Origin of the sequence: Streptomyces sp. NK08204, assembly GCF_020400585.1 — a bacterium.
In the GTDB taxonomy this organism is placed as follows: Bacteria; Actinomycetota; Actinomycetes; order Streptomycetales; family Streptomycetaceae; genus Streptomyces.
This window is the reverse complement of sequence record NZ_JAINVF010000028.1, coordinates 54,570-78,080: the sequence shown is the minus strand read 5'-3', so window position 1 is coordinate 78,080 and position 23,511 is coordinate 54,570. Positions and strand designations below refer to the sequence as shown.

Annotated in this window: 16 protein-coding genes and 1 pseudogene; 8 read left to right on the top strand and 9 right to left on the bottom strand. The window is 70.1% G+C overall.

Features of this window, described 5'->3' with window-relative positions; genetic code table 11:
- The first annotated feature begins 364 nt into the window (after positions 1–364).
- On the top strand, positions 365–817 hold the full coding sequence (locus K7G59_RS29735; RefSeq protein WP_225839632.1) for a hypothetical protein: 453 nt from the start codon (positions 365–367) through the stop codon (positions 815–817).
- Between the two features lie 1,104 nt (positions 818–1,921).
- On the opposite strand, the gene K7G59_RS29730 is transcribed toward K7G59_RS29735, so the two are convergent.
- The 4 genes from K7G59_RS29730 to K7G59_RS29715 all read right to left on the bottom strand — a co-directional run bounded on the left by K7G59_RS29730 (position 1,922) and on the right by K7G59_RS29715 (position 6,796).
- Entirely contained in the window at positions 1,922–2,710 is a 789-nt protein-coding gene (locus tag K7G59_RS29730) for a GntR family transcriptional regulator (protein WP_225839630.1), read from the bottom strand.
- A gap of 281 nt (positions 2,711–2,991) precedes the next feature.
- Complete coding sequence (locus tag K7G59_RS29725; protein WP_374114306.1) at positions 2,992–3,936, bottom strand: TSUP family transporter; 945 nt, start codon at positions 3,934–3,936, stop codon at positions 2,992–2,994.
- Positions 3,933–5,360, bottom strand: coding sequence for a rhodanese-like domain-containing protein (locus tag K7G59_RS29720; protein ID WP_225839628.1), 1,428 nt, complete (start codon positions 5,358–5,360; stop codon positions 3,933–3,935). Before K7G59_RS29720 ends, K7G59_RS29725 begins: the two co-directional genes overlap by 4 nt.
- 233 nt (positions 5,361–5,593) lie before the next feature.
- Positions 5,594–6,796: an FAD/NAD(P)-binding oxidoreductase gene (locus K7G59_RS29715; protein ID WP_225839626.1), complete on the bottom strand. Its 1,203-nt coding sequence runs from the start codon at positions 6,794–6,796 to the stop codon at positions 5,594–5,596.
- A gap of 560 nt (positions 6,797–7,356) precedes the next feature.
- Between K7G59_RS29715 and K7G59_RS29710 the strand changes: the two genes are divergently transcribed.
- Positions 7,357–8,880 carry a PucR family transcriptional regulator gene (locus K7G59_RS29710; RefSeq protein WP_225839625.1) on the top strand — a complete coding sequence of 508 codons (1,524 nt, stop codon included), beginning with the start codon at positions 7,357–7,359 and terminating at the stop codon, positions 8,878–8,880.
- 26 nt (positions 8,881–8,906) lie between these two features.
- Here the strand turns inward: K7G59_RS29710 and gabT are convergent, their stop codons facing one another.
- The gene (gene gabT, locus K7G59_RS29705; RefSeq protein ID WP_225839623.1) at positions 8,907–10,283 is read right to left on the bottom strand and encodes a 4-aminobutyrate--2-oxoglutarate transaminase; all 1,377 of its coding nucleotides are present in this window, start codon (positions 10,281–10,283) and stop codon (positions 8,907–8,909) included.
- 207 nt (positions 10,284–10,490) lie between these two features.
- On the opposite strand from gabT, the gene K7G59_RS29700 reads away from it, so the two are divergent.
- The 4 genes from K7G59_RS29700 (at position 10,491) to K7G59_RS29685 (ending at position 16,650) form a co-directional block, all read left to right on the top strand.
- Positions 10,491–11,996, top strand: a complete 1,506-nt coding sequence (locus K7G59_RS29700; protein ID WP_225839621.1) for an aldehyde dehydrogenase — start codon at positions 10,491–10,493, stop codon at positions 11,994–11,996.
- Positions 11,993–13,138 (top strand): CaiB/BaiF CoA-transferase family protein, encoded by a 1,146-nt coding sequence (locus K7G59_RS29695; RefSeq protein WP_225839619.1) that lies wholly within the window; start codon positions 11,993–11,995, stop codon positions 13,136–13,138. The genes K7G59_RS29700 and K7G59_RS29695 overlap by 4 nt, the downstream gene beginning before the upstream one ends.
- 33 nt (positions 13,139–13,171) lie before the next feature.
- A complete protein-coding gene (locus tag K7G59_RS29690) occupies positions 13,172–14,350 on the top strand; it encodes an acyl-CoA dehydrogenase family protein (protein WP_225839617.1) in 1,179 nt (392 codons plus the stop codon).
- Positions 14,351–15,378: 1,028 nt separating this feature from the next.
- The gene (locus tag K7G59_RS29685; RefSeq protein ID WP_225839615.1) at positions 15,379–16,650 is read left to right on the top strand and encodes a M64 family metallopeptidase; all 1,272 of its coding nucleotides are present in this window, start codon (positions 15,379–15,381) and stop codon (positions 16,648–16,650) included.
- Between the two features lie 573 nt (positions 16,651–17,223).
- Here the strand turns inward: K7G59_RS29685 and K7G59_RS29680 are convergent.
- A pseudogene (locus K7G59_RS29680) lies at positions 17,224–17,982 on the bottom strand (collagenase); the annotation flags it as partial.
- Positions 17,983–18,932: 950 nt separating this feature from the next.
- Between K7G59_RS29680 and K7G59_RS29675 the strand changes: the two are divergent.
- On the top strand, positions 18,933–19,502 hold the full coding sequence (locus tag K7G59_RS29675; protein WP_225839613.1) for a hypothetical protein: 570 nt from the start codon (positions 18,933–18,935) through the stop codon (positions 19,500–19,502).
- 180 nt (positions 19,503–19,682) lie between these two features.
- Complete coding sequence (locus K7G59_RS29670) at positions 19,683–20,660, top strand: L-threonylcarbamoyladenylate synthase (RefSeq protein WP_225839610.1); 978 nt, start codon at positions 19,683–19,685, stop codon at positions 20,658–20,660.
- 222 nt (positions 20,661–20,882) lie between these two features.
- On the opposite strand, the gene K7G59_RS29665 is transcribed toward K7G59_RS29670, so the two are convergent.
- From K7G59_RS29665 to K7G59_RS29655, 3 genes are all read right to left on the bottom strand, one after another.
- Positions 20,883–21,524, bottom strand: a complete 642-nt coding sequence (locus K7G59_RS29665; protein ID WP_225839608.1) for a carbonic anhydrase — start codon at positions 21,522–21,524, stop codon at positions 20,883–20,885.
- A 9-nt stretch (positions 21,525–21,533) separates the two neighbouring features.
- The gene (locus K7G59_RS34815; protein WP_263976952.1) at positions 21,534–21,665 is read right to left on the bottom strand and encodes a hypothetical protein; all 132 of its coding nucleotides are present in this window, start codon (positions 21,663–21,665) and stop codon (positions 21,534–21,536) included.
- A gap of 387 nt (positions 21,666–22,052) precedes the next feature.
- On the bottom strand, positions 22,053–23,438 hold the full coding sequence (locus tag K7G59_RS29655; RefSeq protein ID WP_225839667.1) for a pyridoxal-dependent decarboxylase: 1,386 nt from the start codon (positions 23,436–23,438) through the stop codon (positions 22,053–22,055).
- Positions 23,439–23,511 lie beyond the last annotated feature (73 nt).

Here is a 23,511-nt window from a genome sequence, read left to right as displayed (position 1 = left end):
CAGCCGGTTCCTGCCGGCCCAGGCGTGCCACTTCAGCGACGCGCCACACCCCCGTTATTTCTGGAGCAGGAGCGTACCCGGACATTCCTCAGCGCGGTCCGGTCTCCTTCTCGCCCGCGAGTTGCTGTTTTCAGCCTTCCTGTGGATCTTCGCTGCACGGTCCGACCAGAGCCTTCGCCGAGCATGCCGTTTCAGCCTTCACCGCGGTGCCTGATGTTTCCTGACCGGATTCTCCCTAAACCGGTGATGGGATGAATGGCCGGAACTAGGTGTAAAACCCGTTGGTGATCTTGACTGCCTTTCTGGAGCGCGGATAGCTTTTCCCCCGCTCTTCCTGGTATCGGATTCGAGAGAGGAAAACAAGGTGGCCATTTCTGGGCTGCGCAACCGAGTCGTCCTGGGTGTGACAGGGATTGCCTTCGGTGTAATTCCACTCATTTCCGCTTCACCGGCATTCGCGACCCCGATCTCCACCAGCCTCACGGTCGGGCCGGCCGTGCTCCCGCAGGTTCCGGTCTCCGCGTGTATCGACACCACCTGCGTCGCGACCCCGACGCTCACCAGCGTGCAACTCACGGCGACGGCGACGGTCGACGGTTCGATCACCCCGGTCGTGCTGACTCCCGAAGTCTGCCCCAACGGCGGCCTGGGCGTCGCGGTGCGAGTGACGACCACCCAGACGCTCAGCGTGACCCTCAGCGCCGACGTCTCCGGCACCACTCCCAGCGGTAGCCCGGTCGACATCTCGGTAGGCCCGAAGACCGAGACCATCACTGCCGGCACGCCGGGCGCGCTGATCTCGGCCTGCACCGACTGAGCCACTGACGGGCCGGCCGGCGAGCGCTTCGGGGCGCCGCCGCCCGGCCCGTCGCACGGTCACCGGAGGGCGCTGTCAAAACGCCGACTGAATCGGGCCCGCATCCGGCCTCGTACGCCGGCCTGACTCCGAGCCGCATTCCCACCCACGCCGGGCACGGCGACGAGGGCAAGGGGCCCGCGGTGGGCGTCCTTCAGCCGGAGTTTTTGCCGACACCGGATGCGTCGTCGTTCCTTGCGCTCGGGATCGATCTCGGCGTCCGCCCGTCCCGTCTTCGAAGCTGCATCGATGACTCGGGTGTCAAGCGGTTCCGGAAAGTTGACGTAGTGCAACGGGGCTCCGGTGGGACGGAAGTCGACCAAGGCACCGTCTTCGAACGGGAACCCCCTTGCGCTTCAGCCCGGCATGTCCAGTCGCATCCGAAGTCCCCTTGCTGACCAGCACCTTGGGAAGCCGACGCAGATCACCACGCCCGTGCTGGTGGACGAGGTTCTGACTGTGACCCGGGGTTGGAGCGTCGGGTACGCAAGCTGCCCTCGGCGTCAGGGCGTCGATGACCGCCGGACTCGGCCGCGCGAGCGGTGGCCGCGTCCCTTCAGCGGCGGGCGTGGCGAGGCGGCGGGTGATCAGCTCCGTGACGTCGCCGGCGCAGGCGGAGACGTCGATCAGGGCACGCTACGGACAGTCCGTAGTCGAACGAGGTCGCGGCCGCCGGGCTGGTGTCTCCAGGGCGCGGGCCACGTCCAGGAGCCGGTACACCTGGGCGCGGGAGATGCCGAACTCCGCCTCGCAGTACGACGCAGGCTGCTGTGGCCGAGCGGCAGCCAGACGCGGGCCGCGTATGTGTGGCGGGCCCGCGCGGCGAGCACCGCCACGGAGCGCCGGACGTCGCCCATCGCCTCCCGCAACCCCGCCCGCCGTACCTCCCGGGCGCGGACAGCGGTCAGCGGTGGCCGTGCTCGTCGGCGACGTCGTCCCGGTCCTGGTCGTGTTCGACCGCGAACCCATCGTCCTTCGCGTCGTCGGGCCGGTAGTGGCGCTGCTCGCACGCCCGAGGCGGCAGGCCCCCGTTGCGAGGCCGTCCGGCTCCGAAGGACGCCCGGGTCAGGGCGTACGGACGGGAGCGCCCAGCCGGTAGCCGTCGTCCGCGGAGAACGCGGCGGCGACGGTGAAGCGGTCCGCGCGGACGAACGTCTGCCGCCACTCGACCGGGCGCCGGCCGGCGTCGTGACCGAGCCGGTCGATCGCGAACAGCGCGGTGGACTCGGGACAGTCGAGCAGGGTGCGCTCACCTCGGCCGGGCACGACGGCCTGGATGCGCTCCCAGCCGCCGCAGATGCGGGTGCCGCAGTGGCGTTCGAGTTCGTCGTAGAGCGAGGTGTGGGTGAAGTCGACGTCCAGGAGCGGGCGGGCGACGTCCGCGGGAAGCCAGACACGGTCGACGGCGAGTGGCTCCTCGTCGGCGAGGCGTAGGCGTTCGAGGTAGACGAGCGGCGTGGACTCCTCAAGTCCCAGACGGACGGCGACGATGCCGTCGGCGCGCAGGTCGAGCACACGCAGGACGCTGCGTTGGACGGCGCCGACCTCCTCGACGGAGCGGAAGAGGCTGTACGGCTCACCGACCTTCTGCTCCAGCGGGCGGCTCGCGGTGAACCGGGAGGCCCTGCCGCGCTGGGCGGTGACCAGGCCCTCCGCGCGAAGCTGCCGGAGGGCCTCGCGGACCGTGTGCCGGCTGACCTGGTACTCGGCGACGAGGTCGAGCTCGCCGGGGAAGACGTCGCGGAACTCGCCGTCTTCCAGACGGCGCAGCAGGTCGGCACGCAGCTGTGCCCACAGCGGCTTGCCCGCGGATCGGGTGAGGGAGCGGGGGCCGGACTGGGAGGTCACCGGCATCCTCCTGCGGCTTGGGGTCGGACAGATCGGACGAGCACAGGCTAAATGTTCGTACATTCGCGAAGCCTATGCAAACCTGGGCCCGCCGACCCCTCGTCCGATGGTGCGCCGGCCCAGGCCCAGAGGGGCGGCGGCCTGATGTGATCGGCACCCGTGACCACTGCTCGGCCGCCGGACCCGACGCTGCCGCGACGGGCAGGCCCCGCCGCCCTGGCGGCATCCGACCCTGCCGGGCCGCCGCCCGGGACGGGCCGCAGCAGGCGACGGCCGTCCGGGAGTCTTCAGACGAAGACGTCGATCAGCATGAAGGCGGCCATCGCGAGCAACAGGGCGGCGAAGGCCCTCTGCAGGACGACGCCGGAGAACTTGGACGCCAGCCGCTTGCCGTCCCAGGCGCCGAGGATCGCGGCGCCCACGAATGGGCCGAAGACCGCGGGGTCGAGGGACGCGCCCCCAGCCGCCAGGCGGGTGGTGAGGGATACGACAGAGTTGATGAGGATGACCACGAGGCTGGTGCCGACGGCTTTCCGCATCGGCAGGCGGAGCACGGACACCAGGGCGGGCACGGCGAGGAAGCCGCCGCCGACTCCGAGCAGACCGGTCACCGCGCCCAGGCAGGCCCCGGCCGCGGCGGTGCGCAGGTGCCCTTCCCCGGAGGTGGGCCTCCCGCAGGCGCGGGTGGCGGCACTGCCGCCCGCGGCCACGGTCGTCCCGTCGTCCCGTCGGGTCGCCGCCCGGGCGGCGGTCACCACGCCCCTTCCGGACCTGCCGGCAGGGGACACGACGGTCCCTACGGCCGTCCCGGGTGCGGTGGCCCTCGCGGCGGCCGTCGCGGACGCGGCGACCTGGCGGGTGCGGTGCGCCGTGCGAGTGCCGCGGAGCATCGCCGCGGCGGCGAGCGCGGCCAGGACGGCGAACGCGGCGGTCAGCACATCCTGCGGAGTGCGGTGCGCGAGCACGGACGCCCCGATGGCGGGTGCCACGCCGGCCGCGGCGAACAACGCGCCGGTCCGCCAGCGGATGTTGCCGGTCCCGGCGTGGCGGGCGAGGGCGGTGGCGGACGTAGCGGTGACTATCACCAGGCTGGTGGTGCCGGCGTCGGCGGGTGCGACGCCCAGGAGGTACACCAAGGCGGGGACCGCGAGCACGCCCCCGCCACCGCCGAGCGCGCCGAGGGCCAGACCGACCACGGCTCCGCAGAGCAGGGCGAGGATCAGGACGCTCACGCCGAGCCGCCACCCGGGGCCGTGCCGGCGGGGTGCGCGACCTCACCTTGCCATGCGGAGAAGCCTCCACGCAGGTCGGTGGTCTCGAAGCCGCGGGCGCGCAGCACGGACGCGGCCACCGATGAACGGTTGCCGCTCGCGCAGAACACGGTCAGCGGCTGGTCGGTCGGCAGTTCGCTCAGGCGGCCGACCAGTTCGGGCAGGGGGATGAGGCGGGCGCCGGGGATGGTGCCGCTGTCGCGCACTTCGCCCGGACCGCGCACGTCCACCAGTTCGAAGCCGCCCGCACGCTCGGTGAACCGGTCGGCGAGGGCGTCGGCCTCCACGCGCACGACGGCGGTCAGATACTCGGTGCCGACGGCGTCGACCGCGGTGGTCAGCGCGCCGAGGACGCGGTCGAAGCCGATGCGGGCGAGACGGTTGCGGGCCTCGCGTGCGGTGGCCGGGTCGCCGCACAGGATGATGCTGTCCCGGGAGTCGAGCACCTCGCCGACGAGCTCGGCGAACCGGCCGCCGAGGGGGACGTTGACCGCACCGGGCAGGTGGGCGGAGGCGAAGGACTCCGGGTCCCGCGTGTCCAGGACGGTGGCACCGTCCGCCCGGGCGTCGAGGAACGCGTCCGGGGTGAGGGACGGGACGGGGGTGTCCTCGTCCAGGACCGGGCGGGCCTGGCGGTTGCGCACGGACGTGAAGGCGAAGTAGGCGGGCGCGGCAGGCTGGCCTTCGGTCACGATGGAGACGAACTCGTCCGCGGTCATGTCGGCCAGGGCGTAGTTGCCGCGGCGCTGGTTGCCGATCGTGCAGCTCAGCTCGGTCGAGAGGTTCTTGCCGCAGGCAGAGCCGGCTCCGTGCGCCGGATAGACGCGTGTGTCGTCGGGGAGAGTGAGCAGGCGCTCGCGGGTGGAGTGGTAAAGGGCACGCGCCATCTCCTCGGCCGACCGGCCGCGGGTGCTGAGCAGATCTGGACGGCCGACGTCACCGATGAACAGTGTGTCGCCGGTGAGGACACCGTAGGGGATGGCGTCGTCGGCGCGTTCACGTACGACGACGCAGATCGACTCGGGGGTGTGGCCCGGGGTGTGCAGGATCTCCAGGTCGACTTCGCCGAGGCTGAGGTGCTCGCCGTCGTCCAGGGGGTCGGTGTCGAAGTCGAGCGTGCCGGCGGAGCCGTAGGAGATACGGGCGCCGGTACGCTCGGCCAACTCCAGGTGGCCGGAGAGGAAGTCCGCGTGGATGTGGGTCTCGATGACCCGCTCGATGGTCAGCCCGTGCTCCTCCGCGGTGGCGATGTACTCGTTGACGTCGCGCTGGGGGTCGACCACGACGGCTCGGCCGGTGGTGCGGTCGCCGACGAGGTACGAGGCGTGGGAGAGACAGTCCAGGTAGAACTGCACGAAGACCAGCGGTCCGGTGTGTTTCGTCATGATGGGTTCCTCGATGAGGGGTGAATGGTGGTTGCGCGCCGGCAGCGCAGAGCCCGGGGCGCCGGCGGCGTGTCGGTGCGGTCGTGCGCCATGCGTGCGACGCCAGGACGGCACGGCGGACAGGCACAGGAGGGCGGAGGCCGCCGGGGGCCGCCGGGGCCGGGCCACGAACGCGCCCCGCCAAGCGTGGCCGGTGCAGTGGTCGGTCCCTTTTTCGGCCTTCGGGCGGCGGGTCAGGCGAGCCCGCGGAGCATGAGGTTCCAGTAGAGGAACGGCAAGCCGCGCCGCTTGAGATACCACATGTCGGTGCGTTCGCGGATGGTGTCGATCACCGGGATCGACGGAGTGGGCCGCCCGCTGTAGTCGAACTCGGCGAGGAGCATCTTGTTGCGGGCCGTGGTCAGCGGGCACGAGGAGTAGCCGTTGTAGGCGGCCGTGGGTTCCCGCCCGTTCAACGTGGCGAGGAGGTTCTCGGCGACCACGGGTGCCTGCTTGCGCACGGCGGCACCGGTCTTGGAGTTCGGGGAGGATCCGGCGTCACCGAGGGCCCAGATGTTGGGGTACCTGACGTGCCGCATCGTGTGCTTGTCGATCTCGACGTAGCCGGCCGGGTCGTCGGCCCCGGCGAGCGGGCTGCGCTTGATCCAGTCCGGGGCGCTCTGCGGCGGTACGAGGTGGGCCATGTCGTACGGCAGGGTCGTCTTGTCCCCGGTGCCCAGGTCGGTGACGACCACCTCGCGGGCTTCGGGGCGCACCTCGGTGACTTCGCTGCCGTAGTGGACGTTGATTCCGTACCGGCGGACCACGTTGTCGAGCACGCGCGCGAACTCCGGAACGCCGAAGATCGCGGCACCGGGAATCACGAGGTGGACGTCGATCTTGTTGAGGACGCCCTGCTCGCGCCAGTAGTCGGCAGCGAGGTAGGCGATCTTCTGGGGGGCACCGCCGCACTTGATGGCGCCCGTCGGCATGCTGAACACCGCGCTGCCCGAGCGGGTCTCGCGGATGAAGCGCCAGGTCGCGGGGGCGGTGTCCGGCAGGTAGTTGCTGGACAGGCCGTCCTTGCCGAGCCCGGCCTCCAGGCCCGGCACGCGGTCCCAGTCCAGCTGGATGCCGGGACAGACCACGAGGTGGTCGTAGGAGACGGTGCCGCCGTCGTCCAGCATGACCTCCTGGGTCTTGGGGTCGACGGAAACGGCGGCGCGGCGGATCCAGCGCACGCCCTTCGGTATGACGGTCCCTTGCGGGCGGACGCTCTCCTTCAGCGGCGCTCGTCCGCCGCCGACCAGCGTCCACAACGGCTGATAGTGGTGGTAGAGGCTCGGATCGAGCACAGCGACGTCCTGTTCACCGGCACGGCGCAGCCGAGCCGCGACCGAGATACCCGCGGTCCCGCCGCCGATGATCACGATCCGATGGTGCTGCTTGGTCACCAAGAGAGCCCTCCTGCACGATGAAATGTACGTACATTCAAGCTAGAGGCGTGGGGTCGGATGTGCAAGCCACCTGGGGAAATCTCTCGGTAATTGTGCGTACATTTCGGCGGTGTGCTGCCGTCGAGCACCCGCACCGCCCATGCCGCCGACGACGGTGGCTCCGGCATCGGCGCAGCGACGATTCAGCGCGTCCCCGTGCCGTAGGGGCGGCGGCGCAAGCGCGGACGGGCGTCGGCGATCCGGTGCCGTCCCGACCGCGCCGCGCCGCATGGGGCTCTCGGTCGATGTCGTAGGTCTCGTCCACCTGAGACGTCGGTCACATCGGCCATGCCGTAGACATCACAGACACCCCGGGGCCGCCGGACGCCGGCCCCGGGGGCACCTCAGAGAGGAACTGAGCGTGGACGGCCACACTCAAGGGCGGCTCTCTCGTCGGCTGCACGCGCGCGACGCCAAGGGGACCTCCTACGATTTCCTCGTTCACCGGGACACGTTGAGAGGCGCATGGTCCGGGCTCGTTCCAACTCGTTCTTGAAGGTCGATGCATGAGGGTGAGGACCATGGGCGTTCCTCTCGGCTGGCTGCTGCGACGTCCTGAACTGCGTCTGAAGGTCCGTGCGGGACTCGGCCGACTGGACCGCGAGGTGACGTGGGCGCACAGCATCGAGCTCGCCGATCCGGGACCCTGGCTCGACGGAGGTGAACTGATCCTCACCACGGGGCTGCGGCTACCCGAGGCGGACGAAGACCGCCGCGACTACGTCCGTCGCCTGGCCGAGGCCGGCGTTGTGGCGATCGGCTTCGGCGTGGGCCTGTCGCACGAGCAGGTGCCCACCGCCCTGATCGAGGCGGCCGAGGAAACCGGACTGCCGCTGCTGGAGGTGCCGCTTCCTACACCGTTCGCCGCTGTCACCAAGGCGGTCATGGAGCGTCTCGCGGAGCAGCAGTACGAGGGGGTGGTCCAGGCGTCCCGGGTCCAGCCCCGCATGACCCGGGCGGCACTGACCGGTGGTGCGCAGGCCGTCGTGCGGGAACTCGCCGTCTCCTCCGGAACCGACGTGGTCTTCCTGGACTCCGAGGGCCGGCCCCGTGCCGCGCATCCGCCGGGTGCCCGGACACCGGGCCCTGACCTGGTCGCAGCCCTGAGCCCGGCTGACCAGACGGCAGCGGCGGTGAGCAATGGGCCGGACGGAGGGGTGGCGGTGCAGCAGGTCCGCGTGGGACCCCGAGCGCATGGCCGACTGGTCCTGGTCGCCGGCCGGCCTCTCACACCGGTCGATCACCTTCTGCTCGGTCACGCGGCATCGCTGGTCGCCCTGGAAGCTGAGAAGCCCCTGCGACTGCGCGACGAACAGCACCGCCTGAACGGCATGTTCCTGCGGCTGTTCCTGGACGGAGCGATCGCTGCGCCGACGGCCCGGGAGCACCTCGTGGACGCGGGGTTCCCGGTCCGCGACGGCGTCCGCGTCCTGGCGCTGAGCGGTGGCACCCCCCGACGGATCCTGGCGAAGGCGGGCGAGGTACTGGCTGAATGCGGCCTGCCGCTGTTCGGGACCGTGTGTGAAGGAGCCGCGGTGCTGCTGCTGCCGGGCGGCCACGCGTTGACGGCCAAGGCGGTGCTGGACGCTCTGCCCGCCGGGCAGACCCCCGTCGCCGCCGGGCTCAGCGACGTACACGATCAGGCGGAGGGACCGACGGCACTGCGGGAGGCGCTCAACGCCGTATCGGCCGCCTTGGCACGCGGCTGCGGGGGCGTCGTGCACTTCGCATCGCTCGCCGGGCAGACACTGGTCACCGCACCCGAGACGAGACGGGTCCTGGAATCGCTGGCCGAGGCGCGGTTGCGTCCGCTCGCAGAGTACGACCGGGACAACGGCACCGAACTGCTCGCCTCCCTGCGTTCCTTCCTGGAACACAACGGCCAGTGGGAGGCCGCTTCCGCTGGTCTGGGCGTCCATCGACACACGCTTCGCAGCCGCATGACACGGGTTCAGACAGTGCTCGGTACCGACCTCGAGTCAGCCCATGTCCGGGCGGAACTGCTGCTGGCACTGACGGCGTGGCGGGGGTCCGGCCGCCGGTGACGAGGAGGTTCGGCGGCCGGATCCGGTCACGCGGCGGAGGCCGATTCCTTGGTGATGGCCTCGCCGAGTATGGACAGGCCTTCCTCCAGCAGGTCGTCGGAGATGGACAGCGGCGGCAGGAACCGCAGTACGTTGCCGTAGCTGCCGGCGGTCAGGACCAGCAGGCCGTTCTCGTGGCAGCGCCTGGCGACACGGGCGGTGAGGTCGGGCGCGGGGAATCGCTCGCCGTCCGGCTCGACCAGCTCGATCGCCACCATCGCGCCCCGGCCGCGCACGTCGCCGATCACCGGATGGGTGTCGCCGAGCACGCCCAGATGCTCCAGCATGGTGTCCCCGATCTCCCGGGCACGTTCCATCAGGTCGTGGGTCTCGATCTCCTCGAAGACGCCGAGGGCGGCCTCGCAGGCCACGGGGTTGCCGCTGTAGGTCCCGCCCAGTCCGCCGGTCGGTACGGCGTCCATCAGCTCGGCGCGGCCGGTCACCGCTCCGAGCGGCAGCCCGCCCGCGAGACCCTTCGCGGTGGTGATCAGATCGGGCTGGACGCCCTCGTGCTCACAGGCGAACATGCGGCCGGTGCGCGCGATGCCGGCCTGGATCTCGTCGACGATCAGCAGGATCCCACGGGCCCGGCAGATCGTCGCGACCTTGCTGAGGAAACCGGGCGCCGGAACGACGATGCCGCCCTCTCCCTGGATGGGTTCCACCAGGACGGCGGCCGCGTTCTCCGCGCCGACCTGCCGGTCCAGCAGGTCCGCCAGGGCCTGCGCGGCCTCCTCGGCGCAGTTCTCGGGCCCGGTGGGCCACCGGTAGGGGTAGGCCATCGGCGCCCGGTGCACCTCGGGCGCGAAGGGACCGAAGCCCTGCTTGTAGGGCTTGTTCTTGGCGGTGAGGCTCATGGTGAGCAGCGTGCGCCCGTGGAAGGCGTGGTCGAAGACCACGATGCCCGGGCGGCCGGTGGCGGCGCGGGCGATCTTGACGGCGTTCTCCACGGCCTCGGCACCGGAGTTCACCAGGATCGTGCGCTTCTCGCCGGGCACGGGAGCCAGTTCGTTGAGCTTCTCGCACACGTCCAGGTACGACTCGTAGGGGTTGACGAGGAAACAGGTGTGGGTGAAGCGGTGCAACTGCGCGGCTGCGCGCTCCGTCACGGCGGCAGCGGAATTGCCCACCGTGGTCACGGCGATGCCGCTGCCGAAGTCGATGAAGGAATTGCCGTCCGCGTCGACGATCACACCGCCGCCGACGGCTTCCACGAACACGGGAAGGGCGGCGCGGAGTCCCGCCGGAACGAGGGTGCGCTGACGGGCGAGAAGTTCACGCGAACGCGGGCCGGGGATCTCGCTCACGACCCGTCGGACCTGAGGGAGTTCCGGACCGCCGACCAGCCGGGAAGCACCGGACATGAAACGTCCTCCGAGATGTGCAGGGACAGGGAGCGCTGAGCAAAGCACCGTCTCCGCGACGGAGCGATGGACGGATCGGCGTGCCACAAAGGCAGGGTGCTGGACGTCTCGTCCAGTGCGGCTTTGCGGGTGAGGTTCCGAGAATGGCCGCATCAGGAGCCCGAAGCGCCCAGCGAGGCGCACACGGACGTACGGAAAGGAATGCCGATGCCACAGAGCGCAGGCAGCAGCGCGACGGCAGGAGGACTCTCCCGGTCTCCCCGGTCCCTGCGCCACCTGGTCGCGGGGCAGTGGCGGTCCGGCGACGGCGAAGAACTTCTGGACGTCAACCCTGCGCGTCCCCGCGAGACCGTCGCGCTGGGACGGCTCGCCCAGGACGGCTACCTGGATGAGGCCGTCGTCGCCGCGCGGGACGCCTTTCCGCGCTGGGCGGCGACCCCCCACCACACGCGTGCCCGGATTCTCCACCGGGCTGCCGACATCCTCGACGCACGTGCGGAGGACTGGGGCGAGGAACTGTCCTGGGAGGAGGGCAAGACCCGGGCGGAAGGTGTGGGTGAGGTGCGGCGGGCCGCCGAGATCTTCCGCTACTACGCGAGCGAGGCCTCGCGGCCCGTCGGCGAGGTGTTCGCCTCGCCACGGCCCGGCGAGCAGATCCACGTGCTCCACCGCCCCGTCGGTGTCGTCGCGGTGGTGACCCCCTTCAACTTCCCCGTCGCGATCCCCGCCTGGAAGATCGCCCCCGCTCTCAGCTACGGCAACACCGTGGTCTGGAAGCCGGCCAGCCTGGTCCCGCTGCTTGCCGTGCGGCTGGCCGAGGCACTGGTCGAAGCGGGGCTGCCCGACGGGGTGCTGTCGCTGCTCATCGGCGGTGGCCCTCTGGGCAGCCGGCTCGTGGAACATCCAGGGGTGGACGCGGTGACATTCACCGGGTCCACCTCCGTCGGGCGGGGTCTGATCGCCGCGTGCGGCCGCCTGGCCCGCCCGGTCCAGGCCGAGATGGGCGGCAAGAACGCCGCCGTCGTCCTGGCCGGCGCCGACCTGGAGCTGGCCGTGGCGGAGGTCATCACCGGAGCCTTCCGCTCCACCGGCCAGAAGTGCACGGCCACCTCGCGGCTCGTCGTGGAGGAACCGATCGCCGAGGAGTTCCTGACCCGGCTCACCGAGCGCGTGTCGGCTCTGTGCGTCGGTGACCCGCTGGACGAGCACACGGACATGGGCCCCGTGGTCTCCCTGGAGGCCCGGGACGGCATCCAGAACGCGGTGGACGCGGCGAGCGCCCGCCCCGGGAACACGGTCCTCGCGGGCGGGGACCCCTATGACGACGACCGCATGACGGGTGCGTTCCTGCCGCCTACCGTGGTCGAGCTGGCGGGAGACGATCCGCTGTGGCGGGAGGAGCTGTTCGGCCCCGTACTGTCCGTCCGCCGGGCCCGGGACGTCCAGCACGCGTTCTCCCTCGCCGACGAAGGCGACTTCGGGCTCTCCGCGGCTGTCTTCACCGACGACCTGCGGGCCGTGGCAGTCGCCGCGGAGCAGATGGACGTCGGCGTCCTGCACGTCAACTCCGAGTCCGCCGGCGCCGATCCGCACGTCCCCTTCGGCGGGGCGAGGCAGAGCGCGTACGGGCCGAAGGAACAGGGCCGCTCGGCACGTGAGTTCTTCACACGGACCAAGACCGTGTACGTGCGCCCGTCGGGGGTGGCACGGTGACCGACGGACCCCTCACCGGAGTGATCGTCGCCGACTTCGGACGCGTCCTGGCCGCTCCGTACGCCACCATGCTCCTCGCCGACCTCGGTGCCGACGTGATCAAGGTCGAGCATCCGGTCACCGGGGACGACACACGGGCCTGGGGGCCGCCTCACGCCCAGGGAGAAGCCACCTACTACCTGTCCGTCAACCGCAACAAGCGATCGCTCGCACTCGACCTGAGGGACGAACGGGACCTGCGCCGGGCAACGGAACTGGTGCGCCGAGCAGACGTCCTCTTCGAGAACTTCCGGCCCGGGACCATGGACAGGTACGGCCTCGGAGTACTCCGCGCCCACGAGCTCAACCCCGGTCTCGTGTACTGCTCGGTGACCGGCTTCGGGGCGGGGGCCGGAGCAGCGCTGCCCGGCTACGACCTGCTGATCCAGGCCGTCGGCGGCCTGATGAGCGTCACCGGACCGGCCCCCGGGCAGCCCGTCAAGACGGGCGTGGCCCTGGTGGACGTCCTGACCGGGCTGCACGCGGCGGTCGGTGTCCTGGCCGCACTGCGTCACCGTGACGCCACCGGAGAGGGACAGCACATCGAGGTCAACCTGCTGTCCTGCCTGCTGTCCAGCCTGGTCAACCAGGCCGCCGGCTACACCCTGGCCGGGAAGGTGCCCGGCATCCTCGGCAACCGCCATCCGTCGATCGCGCCGTACGAGGTCTTCCCCACGAAGGACAGGCCGATGGTCATCGCCGTCGGCAACGACCGGCAGTTCGCCGCCCTGTGCCAGGGGCTGGACGCACCCCACCTGGCCGGTGATCCCCGTTTCGCCACCAACGCCGACCGAGTCGCTCACGTCGATGCGCTCGCCGCATCCATCGGCGAGTCGATGGGCACACGGACCGCGGCCGACTGGTTCGACCGCCTCACCCCGCTCGGCGTGCCCTGCGGTCCGGTGAACGACCTTGCACAGGCGTTCGATCTCGCCGAAACGCTGGGACTGGACCCGCGCGCCGCCGTCACCGGGCCGGACGGAAGCGACCTGCAACTGGTCGCCAATCCGATCGGCCTCTCCCGCACGCCACCACGCTACGAACGTCGGCCGCCTCGCCTCGGCGAGCACACCAAGGACCTCACGGCCTGGCTGGATTCCTGACAAACCGATCACCACCACCCCTTGGAGCACACGATGAGCGGCGGTAAGCCGATGAAGGACCCCCTCGATCTGATCGACCTCTCCTCCGTCCTGACCGACGAGGAGCGCGAGATCCAGGCCACCGTCGCCAAGTTCCTTGCCGACCGGGTCCGCCCGCACATCGGCGAGTGGTTCGAGAACGCCCACTTCGCCCGAGAACTCGCCCCCGAACTGGGCAAGTTGGGCGTACTGGGTATGCACCTCGAAGGCTACGGCTGTGCCGGCACCAACGCGGTCAGCTACGGCTTGGCCTGCCTGGAACTGGAGGCCGCCGACTCGGGCTTCCGCAGCTTCGTGTCCGTCCAGGGCTCGCTGTCGATGTTCTCCATCTGGAAGTGGGGATCGGAGGAACAGAAGCAGGAGTGGTTGCCGCGGCTCGCGGCCGGTGAGGCGATCGGCTGCTTCGGACTGACCGAGCCCGACTTCGGCAGCAACCCCTCCGGCATGCGTACGAAGGCCGTCCGGGACGGCGACGACTGGATCCTCAACGGCTCCAAGATGTGGATCACGAACGGCGGCATCGCCGACGTGGCCACCGTCTGGGCGCAGACCGAGGACGGTGTCCGCGGCTTCCTCGTGCCCCACGGCACGCCAGGCTTCACCACACGAGACATCAAGCAGAAGATGTCTCTGCGCGCGTCCGTCACCTCCGAACTGTACTTCGACCAGGTACGGCTGCCTGACTCCTTCCGGCTGACGCACGCCCAGGGCTTGGGGGGTCCGCTCTCCTGCCTGAACGAGGCCCGCTTCGGCATCCTCTTCGGCGCCGTCGGAGCCGCCCGCGACTCCCTCCAGTCGGCCCTCGACTACGCCGACGCGCGCGTGCAGTTCGACCGGCCGATCAGTGCCTTCCAGCTCACCCAGAAGAAGCTCGCCGACATGAGCGTCTCCCTGGGCAGCGCGGCCCTGCTCGCCCTGCACCTGGGCCGGCTGAAGGACCAGGGCCGGGTCCGTCCCGAGCAGATCAGCGTCGGGAAGCTCAACAACGTCCGCGAGGCACTCGCCATCGCGCGTGAGTGCCGCACGATCCTCGGCGCCAACGGCATCTCCCTGGAGTACGCGCCGCTTCGCCACGCCAACAACCTCGAGTCGGTGCTCACCTATGAGGGCACCAGCGAGATCCACACCCTGGTCATCGGCCAGGCCCTCACCGGCCAGGCCGCCTACCGCTGAGCGGCCCAACTGCGGCCGGCCGTGCTGGCGATCCAGGAAGGCGTCGCCGACATCTGACGTGCCGACGCCTGACACGGCCCGGCCCTCCACCCCGCCGGGCCCCGCCGCTGCGGGTGCCGCGTGGGCGGTGGGCGCCGCCACGGCTGCCGGCGTGGTTGCCGAGGACCGGCGCGGTCCTGCCCTGGCGGTGCTCGTCGGCGGGCTCACCGTCGCGAACACCGTCGGGGTATTCATGAGACCCACTCTCCGAAGCGGCGCGCGGCCAAGGCCACAGGTCCGCGAGTCGGGGGCGTCGGCCGCCGCTGAGGGTCAGGTCTTCACGGGGGGCCCTGCAGTTCTTGCTCATGTCCGCAAACTGATCAGCGCACCCACCTGCTGGGCTTGACGCCTCCCATGTCTGAAGGCACTTCTCCTGCGATGCGTAGCCGCGAAAGTCCTTCCCGACGGTCGAGGCTGCTCGACTGACCGGCGGCCGGCGATCGTGGCCACCGTCCGGAGGCCCTGCCCGTTTCCTGCCGCATGCGCCGCCGAGCCGGCCGGGAGCCTGCCCGGCAACGCCGCACACAGCCCGGCGGGTCATCTGCGGCCCGCGTCCACGGGAGAACGGACGGCGTCGCTGATCCCGCCGCGGTCACTTCTCCGGCCGGGCGCCCAGGCGGGGCTCATGGGACGAGGTGACCAGTACCGGCTCGATCACGGCCCACTGGCGGCCCCCGTCATGTCGGACGGACAGCGGAAGCAGCACACAAGAAGCCCAGCGAGGTGTGCGCGGTCGTGTGGGGACGTCCTGGTCGGTCGCGGTCTGGCGCCGTCTCGACGAGCGTGGCGGCTACGCGTGTTCGCTGGCGATCGCGGCCGATTCCGGCTCGGCAGCGGACATCCGTCCTGCCTCCTTTCCGTAGAGCATTGCCCACAGTGACCGAACCCTCTACGTTAAGCGGCGAGTTAAGTGCACTTAAGTCTCAACTTAACTGACCCGACAGGAGGTTGGAGTGCCCAGACGCGCAATACCAGTGGCGGCAGGTGTCTTGACAGCGACCGCTTTCCTCGCGGCAGTCATCGCCCCCGCGCCGCACGCAGCGGCCGTTACCGCGCCGTCCGGCAAGACCCAGTACGTGGAAGCGTTCGCAGAGGACGGCACCATAAGCCGCGCCAAGGTCCCAGTCGTCAACTCGCTTTCGCACCCCGGCACACCGCAGTCGGCGGCTGCCAGTGACGGCACCGTCACCCCGATCGTCAACAACGGCAGCACCGGCACCAAGCTGGACGTCGTTCTGATCGGTGACGGCTACACGGAATCCCAGCAGGCGCAGTTCCATGCCGACGCCGTCAAGAAGTGGCAGGAGATCACCTCGGTCGAGCCCTACACCACCTACCGCAACCTGTTCAACGTCTGGGCTGTGGACGCCGTCTCGCACGACACAGGGGTCTCCGGTGACCCGGACAAGGACGTGGTGCGAGACACCGCCCTGGGTTCCTACTTCTGGTGCGACGACGTGGAACGGCTGCTGTGTGTGGACACCGACAAGGTCGAGGCGTACGCCGCCAAGGCGCCGCAGGCCGATCTTGTCATCGTCGTCGCCAACAGCTCGAAGTATGGCGGTGCGGGCTACAACGACGTCGTGTCCCCCCTTGGTTACGAGGGCATCGCCACCGTGGCCGGCGGCAACGACCGCTCCGGCCAGATAGCCGTCCACGAGACCGGTCACTCCCTCGGCAAGCTCGCAGACGAGTACTCCTACGACACCAACGGGACCTACACCGGTGACGAGCCGCAGCAATCGGACATCACCAAGTCGACCGCCGACCAGCTGCGCGAGGACCACACCAAGTGGTACCGCTGGCTGGGCCGCACCTCACCGGACGGCGGCGTAGTCGGGACGTACGAAGGGGCCGGGTACTACCCGAAGGGCCTCTACCGGCCCACCGAGAACTCGATCATGCGGTCGCTCGGCCGGGAGTTCAATCTGCCCAGCCGTGAAGCCATGATCGCCGGCTTCTACCGCCACGCTTCCCCGCTCGCCAGCTCCACCCCGACCGAGGGCGTCCTCGGGCACGCCGACCGCGTCGTCGTCGACCTGCCCGTGACCGGCACGCAGCTGCGCTGGTACGTGGACGGCCACGAGGTACGCCGCCTGCGCGACCACACCTCCGTGCGCATCCGCGGCCTGGACCTGGGCGGCCCGAGGTGGCGTGTCCACCACCTCACGGCCGAGGCGACCGATCCGACGCCGTACGTCCTCGACCCGGAGCTGCGCCAGGAGCTGACCCGCTCCATCGACTGGCGCTTCACGCGGTAGCCAGACGGCCTGTCGGAGTGGTTGCCGCCGGCCGGGAACGGCCCGAAGCCTGCGCCCGGAGTCGGTCACTGGCCAGTGACCGACTCCCGGCGCAGGCGGGGGGTTGACTGTTGACCACGACGCGCCACGACCACGACGCGCCACGACTGCGTCTCGTCTACGACGGCCGGCTCCTGCGAGCCTTGATCCACTCGCCCGCGGCCGACAAGGGCGACGTAGCCAACTTCATGGCCGGGGAGCTACCGGAGCCGGCACATCGCAGCACGGAGGTCTTGCTCTTCCTGGCGAGGCTTGCCCGGGTCGTACGACGGCGATGCCTTCGTTGCGGGCGGCGGTCGCGTCAGCCCTGCTGGGCCAGGAGAGTTCGTATCTCCTCGGCGGCGCGCGTGATGGTGGAGCGGAAGAATCACGCACCAACTCGTTGGTACACGTCGTCCGACTGTTCCTGAGCCAGGTCAGGAACAGTGACAGATCCCGACCGATCTTCTCGACCGGTCGGGATCTTCGTCGTTCAGGAGTCCTTCAGTGCCTGCGGGGGGCGAGTCCGGCCGCAGCGGGCGAGGGTCAGGCGACCGCCGCTACGGCCGTCAGCCAGGCGTTCCAGTCGCTCTCGTAGTCCAGCGAGGTGAGGAAGGAACGGGCGGCGGTCCAGTTTCCGGTGCGGTAGTAGCCGAGGACCGTGGAGACGTCGGCCGGGTGGCTCTCGTTCATGTAGCGGACGGCGAGGTAGCCCCAGTTGTAGGTGCGGTTGACGTCACTGTTGTCGTAGGTGGTGTCGAACAGCGTGCGCAGGGAGTACGTGTGCTTGCCGGCCTCAGCCAGCGCATTGGAGTAGGTGACACCGCGGTAGGAGTAGGAGATGTACTCCGCGATGCCCTCGCCCCACCACACGGTGGGGGTGGTCTGGCTGGCGTTGAAGTCGCCGTACAGGTCGAAGCGGCCGTCGAGGTAGTGGGTGTACTCGTGGTTGAGGTTCCAGATCTGCCAGCCGGGGCTCACATCGGTGCGCTCGTAGCATATGAACCGCGGCTGGTTGCCCGTCTTGGCGGGGTCTCCCTCCAGGTACATGCCGCCGTTGTTCGTGTCGATGCCGTAGATCTTCCCCGCGTAGGCCTTGTAGTCGGCGCTTGAGTTGAAGACGTCGACCTCCAGCATGGTGTTGTAGTCGTTCGCGACCGGCCCCGAGTCCTTGACCACGCTGTGGAAGTAAGCGTCCTGGTTCGCCAGGCTCACGCAGGTCGCCGTCAGCTGGTCGGCGGTCATCTCCTGGGCGCGGATCCGCAGCGACGGGCTGCAGTCGTGGACGACCGGCAGGATGCGTGACTCCAGCTTGCCTCCGGTCGTCCCGGTCGCGCCGGGAGCGACTTTGACATCGCCGTGGGCCGGGCGCTGGCCCGGGTCCGCAAAGACGTGGCCCGGTTTGGGATCGGCCTGGGAGGCCTGGGCGGGAGAGGCCGCGATGGCGGCGATGAGCAGGGCAGTGGTGACGGCCATGGCTCGCACAGTTCACTCCTGGGATGGGAGGAGTAGGGGGTCCCGTCCGCGACGGGCTGCGATGTAAAATGGCACATGTCACATGGCTTTTCAATGATTTTGACAGGGACACATCGAATCTGGTGGGTCGCTCCGGGCAGCGCATGGGTGTGGCCGGATGCGGTCGCCCTGGGGGGCAGGAGAACGGCAGTGGCAAGCAGTCGAAGGGCCTGACAACCTCGTACGAATGGCCCGCGATATCCCCACCGTCGTCGGCACTTGAGGACGGGAAGGGAAGCAAGGGCGACCTGCCACATGTCCGAGCTGCGTGAACACCCCTCGTCGGCCGTGTTCCTGGGCCGCTTGCTCGGGCGGTGGCTGGGCCCGGCGTCTACGTCGTCTGTCCGGCGGCGGGCTGCTGCGCGACGGGCGCGGGGTCGGGCGGCTGGACGGGCGGGCTGGGGCCGGAGGATTTCCCAACGGTGGTGCGCGCATGGGCGTTACAGCGAAGACATGGGCTGTCAGCTCCACTCACCCGCCGGAACACGTCGTTCGGATTTTCCATCCGGGATCCCCGAGCACGGTGCTGCGGCCACCGAGGCGTTCGCGGGCGACGTCAGCAACTGCCCCTGATGTGAACCTATCTGCGGGCGGGCCGGATCCAATGACCGGCCCCCCGTGCGGACCACGCTCCAGCTCCCGCTCCAGCCGCTCCACCTGGGCCGGCCCCGGCCTCGGGCGCCCCGGCGAGCCCTTCGATCAGGACTCCGGCCTCGCCCCGCTTGTGAATGCCGTCTTATGGTTCCGGGATGAGTAACTCCGCTGCGGCTGCTGTCCTCACAACAGCCGACCTCCCTGAAGCGATACGTGCGGTGCGCACCTTGCTGGGCATGGCAGACATCGGTCAGGGAGAGGTCGACTTCGAAGCCGTGATCAGGTCGTCGGATGTCCTGGCACAAGTACGTCACGTACTGCCCGACCTCGAATGGTGGGCGTTGGCCGGCAAGGAACACGGCTCGTCGGAGGCCGGCGACAACCCTGCAGATCACCTGCCGATCCGAGTGTTCGACTGGGGTCGTCCGCTAGATCGCGCCGAGCCCTTCATCGCCGCTCTTGGGCCGGATCCCGCGGCTGTTCGGTGGGATCTGAACGCATGGCCCGCTGTTCCCGAAGCGGGACTGGAGGCGATCTCGCAGAAGTACGCGTACCTCACGCTGACAGTGAATTCCCGGGACCTCTACCAGGACGATCCGTCGCAGGACCACACCATCCACGTGCACGTCCGGAACCGGAACGGCGATCAGATCGCCCGCGTCCATTGGCTCGCCGGTCAAGTGGGTGGCCGGTTCACAGGCAGGGTGGAGCTGGCGCCTCTGTAACCCCTCAGCAAACAGACAGGACCGCCGTCTCCATCCGCCTCTGTCACATGAGAGGCCGGACACGGCCCAGCCGTATGGCTTTGCCGTGTACTGGCACCATCGGTGTCGTCTGCCGTGCGCTCGTCGTCATGCGGCGCGACGCCGGCAAGTCGGCACGCGGAACAATGAGAGGATTCGAGGGTGACGGCAAGCACCAATGACATCGAGAAGGCAGCTGGTGTCCTGCGCGCCGGAGGGCTGGTGGCCCTGCCGACCGAGACCGTGTACGGACTGGGTGCCAACGCAGAGGATCCCGCCGCAGTCGCGCGTATCTTCCAGGTCAAGGGACGCCCGCCCTCCCACCCGCTGATCGTCCACATCGACAGCGCGGAGAACCTGGACAACTGGGTCGAGGATGTGCCCCAGGCGGCCCGCCTGCTGGCCGAACACTTCTGGCCGGGGCCCCTCACGCTGGTCCTGCGCCGCGGTCCCCGCGTACCGCTGGAAGCGACCGGTGGCCTGGAGACGGTCGCCGTGCGCGTGCCCGACCACCCCGTCGCACTCGCACTGCTGGTCGCCTTCGGCGGCGGCATCACGGCCCCGTCCGCCAACCGCTTCGGCCAGGTCAGCCCCACAACCGCGAACCACGTCCGCGCCGAGCTCGGCGACGCCGTCGACTTCGTGCTGGACGGTGGCCCCTGCCAGGTCGGCGTCGAGTCCACCATCGTCGACGCCACCGGCAGGATCCCGACCATCCTGCGCCCCGGCGGGGTGACACGCGAGGACCTGGAAGCGGTGCTGGGATACCCGCTCACGGTCCCCTCGACCAGCCACGTTCGAGTGCCGGGCCAGCATCCGTCCCACTACGCACCGCGTGCGCGGGTCGTCCTTGTCGAGCCCGAGAAGGTCGTCACGGAAGCGGAACTCGCTCAGGAGCTGGGACACCGAGTGGGCGTCTTCCTGCCTGCCTCCTTCGCCGACGCTCCCGTGAAGGCGCACGCCGTGGTGGCGGTCCCCGCTTCGCCAGCCGCCTACGCGCGCGGGCTGTACGGGTTTCTGCGCGAACTCGACCAGCAGGGGTGCGACCTCATCGTTGCATCCTTGCCATCAGAGGAGGGGCTGGGACTGGCGATCGCCAACCGGCTCCGCCGTGCCGCAGGACCCCGCCCCACCGTGTGACCAGCACCGACGCCGTTCCCTCACTGCTCCAGGAGGACGGGGCCGGGCGGATTCCTGACGGGCTCGGCCGAGCGCCCACCACTCTGGCGAACCGGGCACGGCTCGTGCCGCCGGTCCTCGCTGTCGCCGCTTCCAGCCCCGGCCACTGTCCAGCCTGCGCCCCCCCGCCAGGTCGGCGCGGGGCGGGTGACTGGGCGCATGGTCGGCTCTGTGAGCGGATGGTCAGCACCCGGTAGAAACCGGGGTGTCAAGGCCACGGGCGGCGACGAACTGTGCACTGCCGTCGGCCAGGCGGTAGGAAAGCCCCACCACGCCGAGGCGGCCGGCGGCCACCCGCTCGGTCAGTACGCGGGAGCGTTCCAGCAGCAGGTCCACGGTGTGCTCGATGTGCTCGGCCAGGATCTCCTCGGCCGTGTCGCGTCCGGCGGCGCGGGCTGCCAGCACGCTCGGGGTCACCCGTTCGACGACGTCACGGACGAAGCCGCCCGGCGTCTGCCCGTCCTTCAGGGCGGAGCAGGCCGCGGCGACGGCGCCGCACGAGTCATGGCCGAGAACGACGACCAGCGGCGCGTTGAGGACGCTCACGCCGAACTCGATGCTTCCGAGCACCTCGGTACCAGCGACGTGCCCGGCGGTGCGCACCACGAACAGGTCGCCCAGGCCGCGGTCGAAGATGATCTCGGCGGCCAGCCGGGAGTCGGAGCACCCGAACAGCACGGCGAAGGGCTGCTGGGACGGTGCGATCTCGGTGCGGCGGGTGGCGTCCTGGTTCGGGTGCTCGGGGGTGCCGGAGACGAAGCGCTGGTTACCGGCCATGAGCAGCTCGAAGGCGTCGCGGGGCGTTGGGGCGTGGATCTCCGTCATGGTGGCAGCTTACGAGGCGACACCGGCTGTCGCACTGGCCAGGGCGATGTCGTCGCGGCCCTCGCCGGCTACCGCGAGCCGGGCCGGCACCGTGTCCGCGACCTGCCAGGCGGCTGGGGCCTGTGTGATGTCGTGATCCATCGGCTGCTGGCAGGAGATGTCCGAACCGGATCATCGAGGCGCGAGTTCGAGGCCAGCGAGGTAGCTCTCGGGCGCCTTGCCGAAGCGGGTGGCGAGGCCGCGCCAGTCCTTCAGCCGGTTGATCAGTCGCTCGACGGTGTTGCGATCACGGTGAAGAACGGAGTGGAGACACGCTGGTGAACCGCTTCCAGTGCGTCGCGGACCACCAGCGCCTCTTCGGCGTGAAGCGGCTGAGCACCATCCCCGACGTGGCCTGCAACAAGCCGGCGCGGGTCGCGTCAGCGGCAACGACGCGAACCCGGCGTGACCGAGCGCACCGGGAGCCGACCGGCACACGTCCGAGAACCCGTGACGGGCGGCTCCTGCCTCGAGTTCTCGGGCTCTCCGTCAGCGAGCCGTCGACACTGCCTTGTTCAGCGAGTCGACGGCTCGCTGGACGTCCTCGGGCTCGGTCCGCCAGTTGCTGAACGCCGCCCGCAACGCCGGGACGCCTCGGTAGACAGTCGGGGTGAAGAAGACCTCGTCACTGACCTCCCGGATGACCGCGGCGAGGCGGTCGGGCCGCGGATCCTCCGCGAGGGTGAAGCACACGACGTTCAACCGGACCGGGGCCAGCAGCCGCAGCGCCGGGTTCGCCGTCACCGCCGCCCCGAACACCCGAGCACCGTTGACGCAGCGCTCCACGATCTCGCGGTGGCCGTCGCGACCATAGGCGCGCAGCGTGAACCAGGTCGCCAAGGCCCGCAGCCGGTGCGAGTTCTCCGGCGTGAGGTGCACGAGATCCGGGGTCTCGCCGAGCGGGCCGAGGTAGGCCGCCGCGTTCTGGAAAACCCGGGTCTGCAGGTCCCGACGCCGCGTGAACTGGACGGCGCTGTCGTAAGGGACGTTGAGCCACTTGTGCAGATCCACGCACACCGAGTCGGCGGCATCCAGTGCCTGCACCAGATGCGCGTGCTCGGGCGAGAGCGCGGCGAAGGCGCCGAAAGCAGCGTCCACATGCAGCCAGAAGTCGTAACGCCCGCGGAGTCGCGCGATGGCGCCGAGGTCATCGAAATCGACGGTGTTGACCGTGCCGGCGTTGGCGACCACGATGCACGGCCCGCCGGCCTCAGACAGTTCACGCTCGAGCGCCGCGACGTCCACCGCCTCCCGGCCGTCCAAGGTCGGCACGGAGACCAAGGCGTCACGGCCCAGCCCGAGCACCGACAGCGCCTTGGACACGCTGGAGTGCGCCGCGCCCGACAGCACCGTCACCGGCCCCAGCGCGGCGAGCCCCTGCTCGGAAACCGAGACGCCGCGCCGCTCACCGACCCACTCCCGGGCGATGGCCAACCCCACGGTGTTCGACATGGTCGCGCCGCTGACGAACGCCCCGTCCTGCGCCGTGCTCAGGCCGAACAGCTCCCGCAGCCAGGCGACCGTCTGCCGCTCCAGCTCCTGGCCGGTGTTCTCGAACGACGAGTTCGCGTTCTGATCGGCGGCCGAGGTCAGCCAGTCCCCAGCCAGCGCCGCCGGGGTCGCGCCCCCGGTGACGAAGCCGAGATAGCGCGGTCCGGCACTCGCTGACAACCCCGGTTCCCACTTCTCGGTGAACTCCGCGAGCGCCGCCTCCAGGCCGCAGCCTCGGTCGGGCAACGCAGAAGGCTGCACAAGCCAGTCCGGCCGGATCACCGGCCGCTCGGCCAGCCCTCCGAGGACGGCCAGCGAACGTTCGCGGGTCAGGTCGAGCAGGCGCGACAGGTCTGTCAGGTCGGCGGCGAGACGATCATGCATGGACGGCAGGCTAACGAGCGGACGGACGCCGACGGCAGAGCCAAACGGCGACAAGTGGACCGCAAACGGCTCC

Coding starts and splice junctions, on each gene's coding strand:
- K7G59_RS29675 (WP_225839613.1), top strand. CDS start 18,933: ATGAGTAACTCCGCTGCGGCTGCTGTCCTCACAACAGCCGACCTCCCT.
- K7G59_RS29665 (WP_225839608.1), bottom strand. CDS start 21,524: ATGACGGAGATCCACGCCCCAACGCCCCGCGACGCCTTCGAGCTGCTC.
- gabT (WP_225839623.1), bottom strand. CDS start 10,283: ATGTCCGGTGCTTCCCGGCTGGTCGGCGGTCCGGAACTCCCTCAGGTC.
- K7G59_RS34815 (WP_263976952.1), bottom strand. CDS start 21,665: ATGGATCACGACATCACACAGGCCCCAGCCGCCTGGCAGGTCGCGGAC.
- K7G59_RS29700 (WP_225839621.1), top strand. CDS start 10,491: ATGCCACAGAGCGCAGGCAGCAGCGCGACGGCAGGAGGACTCTCCCGG.
- K7G59_RS29720 (WP_225839628.1), bottom strand. CDS start 5,360: ATGACGAAACACACCGGACCGCTGGTCTTCGTGCAGTTCTACCTGGAC.
- K7G59_RS29730 (WP_225839630.1), bottom strand. CDS start 2,710: ATGCCGGTGACCTCCCAGTCCGGCCCCCGCTCCCTCACCCGATCCGCG.
- K7G59_RS29690 (WP_225839617.1), top strand. CDS start 13,172: ATGAGCGGCGGTAAGCCGATGAAGGACCCCCTCGATCTGATCGACCTC.
- K7G59_RS29710 (WP_225839625.1), top strand. CDS start 7,357: ATGGGCGTTCCTCTCGGCTGGCTGCTGCGACGTCCTGAACTGCGTCTG.
- K7G59_RS29655 (WP_225839667.1), bottom strand. CDS start 23,438: ATGCATGATCGTCTCGCCGCCGACCTGACAGACCTGTCGCGCCTGCTC.